Annotated in this window: 6 protein-coding genes; all 6 read right to left on the bottom strand. The window is 70.2% G+C overall.

The window, feature by feature from the left end; all coding sequences use genetic code 11:
* Positions 1–619, bottom strand: a 619-nt coding sequence (locus AC27KI_RS16325) for a PfkB family carbohydrate kinase (protein ID WP_487114759.1), incomplete at its 3' end; no start/stop codon positions are given.
* Positions 620–663: 44 nt separating this feature from the next.
* Positions 664–1,674 carry a LacI family DNA-binding transcriptional regulator gene (locus tag AC27KI_RS16320; RefSeq protein WP_317353248.1) on the bottom strand — a complete coding sequence of 337 codons (1,011 nt, stop codon included), beginning with the start codon at positions 1,672–1,674 and terminating at the stop codon, positions 664–666.
* A 35-nt stretch (positions 1,675–1,709) separates the two neighbouring features.
* Positions 1,710–2,714: an ABC transporter permease gene (locus AC27KI_RS16315; RefSeq protein WP_272565210.1), complete on the bottom strand. Its 1,005-nt coding sequence runs from the start codon at positions 2,712–2,714 to the stop codon at positions 1,710–1,712.
* On the bottom strand, positions 2,711–4,312 hold the full coding sequence (locus tag AC27KI_RS16310) for a sugar ABC transporter ATP-binding protein (RefSeq protein ID WP_487090198.1): 1,602 nt from the start codon (positions 4,310–4,312) through the stop codon (positions 2,711–2,713). Before AC27KI_RS16310 ends, AC27KI_RS16315 begins: the two co-directional genes overlap by 4 nt.
* A gap of 111 nt (positions 4,313–4,423) precedes the next feature.
* Positions 4,424–5,377, bottom strand: a complete 954-nt coding sequence (locus AC27KI_RS16305; protein WP_317353243.1) for a sugar ABC transporter substrate-binding protein — start codon at positions 5,375–5,377, stop codon at positions 4,424–4,426.
* Positions 5,378–5,798: 421 nt separating this feature from the next.
* Positions 5,799–7,178, bottom strand: a 1,380-nt coding sequence (locus AC27KI_RS16300) for an AMP-binding protein (protein WP_487114757.1), incomplete at its 5' end; no start/stop codon positions are given.

Below are 7,178 nucleotides of genomic sequence, written 5' to 3'. Positions count from 1 at the left end.
GTCCGGGGCTCTGGACAGCACCACCCACCAGGGCGGCGGCCTCGACCTCGTTCACGACCAGCGTGTCCACCAGCGGCCACAGCGCATCGGGCAGGGGCTGCATGGGCGAGGGGTTCAGCACCACGCGGCAGCTGGCGGCGTGCGCCTGGGCGGCCGCGGCCAGCACCTGGGGCAGCGGCACTTCGAACTGGGCGACCAGGCAGGCCGCACCCTGCAGCGCGGGTGCCAGGGTGGCGGGGTCCAGCACGAACTGCAGGTTGGCCCCAGCGGCCACGACGATGCGGTTTTGCGCCGCGTCGTCCACCACGATGGCGGCCAGACCGGTCGGGGCGCTGTCGTCGGTCTGCACACCCGAGTGGTCGATGCCGTCGGCGTCAAGCGCTGCCCGCAGCGCCTGGCCGTTGCCGTCGGCGCCCACGCGCCCGAACAGGTGCACGTCCGCGCCCAGGCGGGCGCACGCCACGGCCTGGTTGCCGCCCTTGCCGCCGGGAATGTGGTTCAGCGAGTGCGCCATGACGGTTTCGCCGGCGCCGGGCGCCTGGGGCACGCGCAGCACCAGGTCCATGTTGAGGCTGCCGACGACGGCAATGCGGGGGCGGGAGGGAGAGGCGGCGTTCATGCGCGGGAAAGAAGGGACAAAAAAGGGAAAGGAGCCCGGCAGGGTCAGGAAAAAAGGTACCGGGCCGTGGAAGCCCGCACGCGCAGTTCGGGTTGCAGCAGCATCTGGCGCGGCTCCTGCCGCTTGCCGTCGATGCGTTCGAGCAGCATGTCCACCGCCAGCGTGCCGATGCGCAGCTTGGGCTGGGCGACGGTGGTGAGCGGCGGGCTGGTGAAGGCGGCCAGTTCGATGTCGTCGAAGCCGACGACCGACAGGGCATCGGGAATGCGCAGCTGCCGCTCGTTCGCGGCGCACAGCGCGCCCATGGCCATGAGGTCGTTGCACACGAAGACGGCGCTTGGTGCGGAAGGAGCACGGAACAGCGCCTGCATCGCCTCGTAGCCGCCCTGGCTGGTGAAGTTGCCGTGCGACAGCATGCCTTCGGAGGACGCGCCGGCCTCGGCCAGCGCCTCGCGCCAGCCCGCGATGCGCTGCTCGCTGGGCGCCAGCCCCTGCGGCCCGCCGATGCAGGCGATGCGGCGGTGCCCCAGGTCCAGCAGGTGGCGGGTGGCCAGCCGCCCGCCCTGGGCGTGCGCGGTCTCCACCAGGTCGCAGGGCGGCTGGGGCACCTCGATCTCGCGGTCCACGAGCACGGTGGGGATCGACAGGCCTTCCAGCTGCCGCGCCAGCGTGGCGTCGTGCCCGGTCGAGACCACTATCAGCCCGTCGATGCGCCGCTCGGCCAGCACCTGCAGGTAGGAGGCCTGGCGCTGCGCTTCGTCGTTGGTGTTGCACAGAATGAGGTTGTAGCCCGCGCCGAAGCAGCGGTCCTCCACGCTGTGCACCACCTCGGCGAAGTACGGGTTGGAGCTGTTGGGGATCAGCATGCCCAGGGTGCGCGTGTGGTTGCGCTTGAGGCTGCGTGCGATGGCGCTGGGCACGTAGCCCAGCTCGCGGATCGCGGCCTCCACGCGCGCGCGGCCCTCGGCGCTCACGTGGCGTGTGCCGTTGACCACGTGCGACACGGTGGTCACCGACACTTCGGCACGGCGGGCGACGTCCTTGATGGTGGCCATGGGGTCAGGGGTGCAGGTGCGGGACGGCCGGGGGATTAAACGGCTGCCCGGCGCTGGCGCACGGTATCGACGATCACGGCGGCCACGATCACGCAGCCGGTGATGATGCGCTTGCTCGGCTCGCTCGCGCCGATCTGCGCCAGGCCCGCCTCCAGCACCGCGATGATGAGCACGCCGAATGCGGTGGTGATGACCGAGCCGCGCCCGCCCATCAGGCTGGTGCCGCCGATCACCACGGCGGCGATCACCTGCAGCTCCATGCCGGTGCCGGCATTGGGGTCGGCCGCTTCCAGGCGCGCGGACTGCATCAGCCCCGCCAGCCCGGCCAGCAGGCCGGTGAGCGCGAACACCGCGATGCGGATGGGGCGCGGGTCCACGCCCGCCAGGCGCATGGCCTCTTCGTTGGTGCCGATGCCCACCAGGCACCGGCCGAACACCGTGCGCGACAGCACCAGCTGCGCCACCACCACCAGCACGAGGGCCAGCACGAACGCGACCGAGACGCCGCCCGCCACGGGCGCCGACAGCCACGAGATCGCATCGCCCACGTATTGCGTGCGCGAATCGGTCACCACGTAGGCGCCGCCGCGCACCGCCTCCAGCATGCCGAGCGAGACGATGAACGAGGGCAGGCGCCAGGCCACCGACACCGCACCGGTCACCGTGCCGCAGATCAGGCCGGTGGCCAGCGCCAGCGCGGCCGCGGCCGGCACGCTCCATTTCCATTGCAGGATGGCGGCGGCCGACGTGGCCGCCGACAGCGCCATCACCGAGCCCACCGACAGGTCGATGCCCGCGATGATGAGCACGAACGTCATGCCCACGGCCATCACGGCCAGCGCCGGGATCTCGTTGGCGATGGTGACGAAGGTCTCGCGGCTCCAGAAGTACTCGGACATCCACGAAAACAGCACGACCATGCCGACCAGCACGGCCGCCAGCCCCAGGAAGGTACCCAGTTGCGTGCGCCAGACGGAGGCGGATGTGGCGGCGGAAGAAGAAGGGGCGGCGGCCTGGGGCGCCGGTGCGGGGGTGTTCATGCGGAAAGGGGTTTGGGGGCGGCCGTGCGGCCACCGGGTTCGGAAAAAGCGGCCGCGAGCAGGGACTGTTCGGTCCACTGGCCGCGTTCGAACACGGCCACCAGGCGCCCGGCACTCATCACGCCGATGCGGTCGGCCATGGCCATCAGTTCGCGCAGGTCGGACGACACCATGCACAGCGCACGCCCGGCGTCCGCCATGCGGTCGAGTTCGGCATACAGGTCGGCGCGCGCGCCCACGTCCACGCCGCGCGTGGGTTCGTCCAGCAGCAGCACGCGGCCGTCGCGGTGCAGCCAGCGGGCGAACACCACTTTCTGCTGGTTGCCTCCCGACAGCTGGCCCACGGGCTGCTCGGGCCCGCGGCAGCGCACGCCCAGCGTTCGGATGAAACCCTGCACCACGCTGCTTTCGTGCGCTCGGCGCAGCCAGCCCAGGCGCGAGACGGCCGACAGGTCGGACAGCGTGGCGTTCACGCGGATCGGCTGCGTGAGCAGCAGGCCCTGCGACTTGCGGTCCTCCGCCACCAGCCCGATGCCCGCCGCGATGGCCTGCATCGGCGAGGCGAAGCCGCGCGGAATGCGGCGTTCGCGCGGCTCGTGGGAATTGTTTGCTATTGAATTTGTAGCGGTATGCCCTAGTACCGATTGTGCTGGAGGCCGATTTGGATCATGGCCTTCGGACAGCACCACCGTGCCCCGGTCCGCCCGGTCGGCGCCGAACAGCAGGCGCAGCAGCTCGGTGCGGCCCGAGCCCACCAGGCCGGCGATGCCGAAGACCTCGCCCGCGCGCAGCTCCAGGTTCACGTCCTGCACCGCCGTGCCCCGGCCCAGGCCCTCGGTGCGCAACACCACCGGGCCGGCTTGGCGGCGTGGGCGGTGTTCCAGGTCGCTCACCGCGCGGCCCACCATGCGCTGCACCAGGTCGGCTTCGCTCAGGCCGGCCATGGGGCGGGCGTCCACCAGCGCGCCGTCGCGCAGCACGGCCACGCGGTCGGCGATGCGGCGCAGTTCCTCCAGCCGGTGCGACACGTAGACGATCGCCACCCCGCGCGCCGTGAGCCGCGCGATCTGCTCGAACAGGTAGTTGGTCTCCCGCGGCGTGAGCATGGCGGTGGGCTCGTCCAGCACCAGCACGCGCGTGTCGTCGTGCAGGTTGCGGGCGATCTCCACCATCTGCTGCTGCCCCAGCCCCAGGCGCGCGACCGGCGTGGCCGGGTCGATGTCGGTCAGGCCGATCTTGGCCAGCTGCGTGCGGGCGGCTGCATGCAGCGCGCCGCGGCGCAGCCAGCCCGCGCGGTGCGGCAGGCGGCCCATCAGCAGGTTCTCGGCCACGGTGAGCGTGGGAATCAGGCCCAGCTCCTGCATGACCATGCGCACGCCCTGGCCCTCGGCGTCGCGGCGCGAGGCGGGCGCATAGGGGTGGCCCGCGAGCCGCATGCTGCCGCGCGAGGCCGGCTCCAGCCCGCACAGGATCTTGGACAGCGTGCTCTTGCCCGCGCCGTTCTCCCCGGTGAGGGCCAGCACCTCGCCCGCATGCAGCGACAGCGTCACCGTGTGGAGCACCGTGGTGGCGTGGTAGTCCTTGCCCACGCCGATCATCTCCAGCAGGGGGGCGGACGCGGGCGCGGCGGCGGGCGGCAAAGGGGGCACGGGGTCGGTCCTCAGGTCAAAGGCGGCAGGCGAGGAGGTCGGCAGGCGCTGCGGGCGCGCTTACTTGCTGTCCTTGGTGACCAGCACCACCTCGGTCTTGACCTCGGCCGGCAGCTGGGCCTGCGGCGTCTTGGCGGCCAGAGCCTTCTGCACCAGTTCGATGCCGAACACGGCCTGCTTGGCGGCGTACTGGTCGGCCGTGGCGAGCACGCGGCCATCGGCCAGCATGGGCTTGATCGCGTTGATGTTGTCGTAGCCCACCACCTGCACCTTGCCGGCCTTGCCGGCGGCCTTCACCGCGGCCACCGCGCCCAGCGCCATGCTGTCGTTGCCGGCGAGCAGCGCCACCAGGTCGGGGTGCTCGCGCAGCATGCCGGCGGCGACCGTGTTGCCCTTCTCGATCTCCCACTGGCCGGACTGCACGCCCACCACCTTGATGTTGGCGGCCTTCATCGCATCCTGGAAGCCCAGCGTGCGCTGCTGCGCGTTGAACGTGGTCGAAACGCCTTCGATGATGCCGACCTTGTCGCCCGCCTTGATCGATTTGGCCAGGTAGTCGCCCACCAGCTTGGCGCCTGCGCGGTTGTCGGGGCCGACGAAGGGCACGGTCAGGTTCTTTTCCTTGAGCGCGTCGGTGTCCAGGCGGTTGTCGATGTTCACCACCAGGATGCCCTTGTCCACCGCCGCCTTGACGGCCGGCACCAGCGCCTTGGAGTCGGCCGGCGCCAGCACGATGGCGTTGACCTTCTGCGCCACGGCCTGCTCGATCATCTTGATCTGCGCGGCGGTGTCCGTCTCGTTCTTGATGCCGTTGGCCACCAGCGTGTATTCGCTGGCATGCGCCTTCTGGTGCGCCTTGGCGCCGTCTTCCATGGTGCGGAAGAACTCGTTGGCCAGCGATTTCATCACCAGCGCGATCTTGGGCTTGTCCTGCGCGAACGCGGGCGAGGCCAGCAGGCCCCCCAGCACGGCGAGGGCGGCGGCGGTTTGAACGGAGCGGCGGGTCAAGGGCATGGTGTCTCCTGGAAAAAGCGTTGTCGGGGTGCGGAATGCGCCGGTTGCGGACCCGATGGGGCTGTCGAAAGAGCCTCGATCGCCGTCCGGAAAAACCGCCGCGGACCGCCATGGTAGCGAAAGAAAAACGTTTGCGCAAACGTTTGCGCGTGGGGATTATCCCTGAGCCCAGGGGGCGGTGGTGCTTGGGAAGGGGGGCCGGCGGGTGGCTGCGGCCGGAAAAGAAATGGGTGCGCGCACAGGGGCGCGGGCCGGCTGAAGGAGGGCGAACGGGTGGTTGCCGGCCGGGGGGAGACCGGCAGCGGGACCTGGGCGGGCTGACATCAGCGGATGCAGCTGTTACTTCCGCGTGCCACCCCGGCCGGGCGGCGCGTCATCCGCCGCGGGCTGCCACGGCCCGGCATGCGCCGGCCGGACTCAGTCAGCTGCGCAGCTCCCGGCGCAAGATCTTGCCCACGTTTGTCTTGGGCAGCGCATCGCGAAACTCGATGTGCCGGGGCCGCTTGTAGCCGGTGAGATGCTCGTGGCAGTAGCGCTCCACGTCTTCCTCCGACAGCGCCGGGTCGCTTTTCACCACGAACACCTTGATGGCCTCGCCCTGTTTCTCGTCCGGCACTCCGATGGCCGCGCATTCCAGCACGCCGGGGCACAGCGAGATCACCTGCTCCAGTTCGTTGGGGAACACGTTGAAGCCGCTCACCAGGATCATGTCCTTCTTGCGGTCGATGATGCGGGTGTAGCCGGCCTCGTCCATGATGCCGACGTCGCCCGTGCGCATGAAACCGTCCGCCGTGAAGGCCTTGGCGTTCTCCTCGGGCTGCTGGTAGTAGCCGGTCATCACGTTGGGGCCGCGGATGCAAATCTCGCCCGACTGGCCGATGGGCAGGCTCTCGCCGGCATCGTCCTTGATGGCGATGTCGATGCCCGGCAGGGGCAGGCCGATGGTGCCGGTGAACTGCGTGTTGTTCACCGGGTTGTTGGTGCCGATGGCGCAGGTCTCGCTCATGCCCCAGCCCTCGATCATGGTGCTGCCCGTCACCTTCTGCCACTGGCGTGCCGTGCCCTCCGACGCGGCCATGCCGCCGGCCTGCGACACGCACAGGTGCGAAAAATCGAGCGCGGCGAACTGCGGGTGGTGCAGCAGCGCGTTGAACAGCGTGTTGACCGCCGGCAGCATGTGGAAGGGCCGCTTCTTCAGCACCGCGACGAATTTGGGGATGTCGCGCGGATTGGGGATCAGCGTGAGGTGCGAGCCCTGGCGGATCGCCAGCAGGCACAGCGTGAGCGCGAAGATGTGGTACAGCGGCAGCGCCGCGATGCTGTTGGCATGGCGCACGTCGCCCACCTTGGACAGCGCGGGCGTGAACCACGCCTCGGCCTGCAGCGTGGCGGCCACGATGTTGCGGTGCGTGAGCACCGCGCCCTTCGACAGCCCCGTGGTGCCGCCCGTGTACTGGAGGAAGGCGGTCGAATCCAGCGTGGCTTGGCTGGGCGCCAGTGTGCGGCGCTCGCCCAGGGCCAGCGCCTTGTTGAACGGCACCACCTGGCGGCCGTTGGTGAGTGGAATCTCGTAGGCCGGCACCATCTTGGCCAGGTGGCGCACGGCGAACGTGATCCAGCGCCCGAAGGCCGCGCCCAGCAGGTCGCCCATGCTGGCAACGCACACGTGCCGCACGGCGGTGCGGTCGATCACCTCGGCCAGGGTGTGGGCGAAGTTCTCCAGGATCACGATGGCGGTGGCGCCGGAATCCTTGAGCTGGTGCTCCAGCTCCCGCGCGGTGTACAGCGGGTTCACGTTCAC

It is taken from the genome of Acidovorax sp. KPB24-03 (assembly GCF_057546605.1).
Note: the sequence above shows the minus strand (reverse complement) of the source record. Positions and strands in the feature narration are given on the sequence as shown.

Coding starts and splice junctions, on each gene's coding strand:
- AC27KI_RS16320 (WP_317353248.1), bottom strand. CDS start 1,674: ATGGCCACCATCAAGGACGTCGCCCGCCGTGCCGAAGTGTCGGTGACC.
- AC27KI_RS16315 (WP_272565210.1), bottom strand. CDS start 2,714: ATGAACACCCCCGCACCGGCGCCCCAGGCCGCCGCCCCTTCTTCTTCC.
- AC27KI_RS16310 (WP_487090198.1), bottom strand. CDS start 4,312: ATGATCGGCGTGGGCAAGGACTACCACGCCACCACGGTGCTCCACACG.
- AC27KI_RS16305 (WP_317353243.1), bottom strand. CDS start 5,377: ATGCCCTTGACCCGCCGCTCCGTTCAAACCGCCGCCGCCCTCGCCGTG.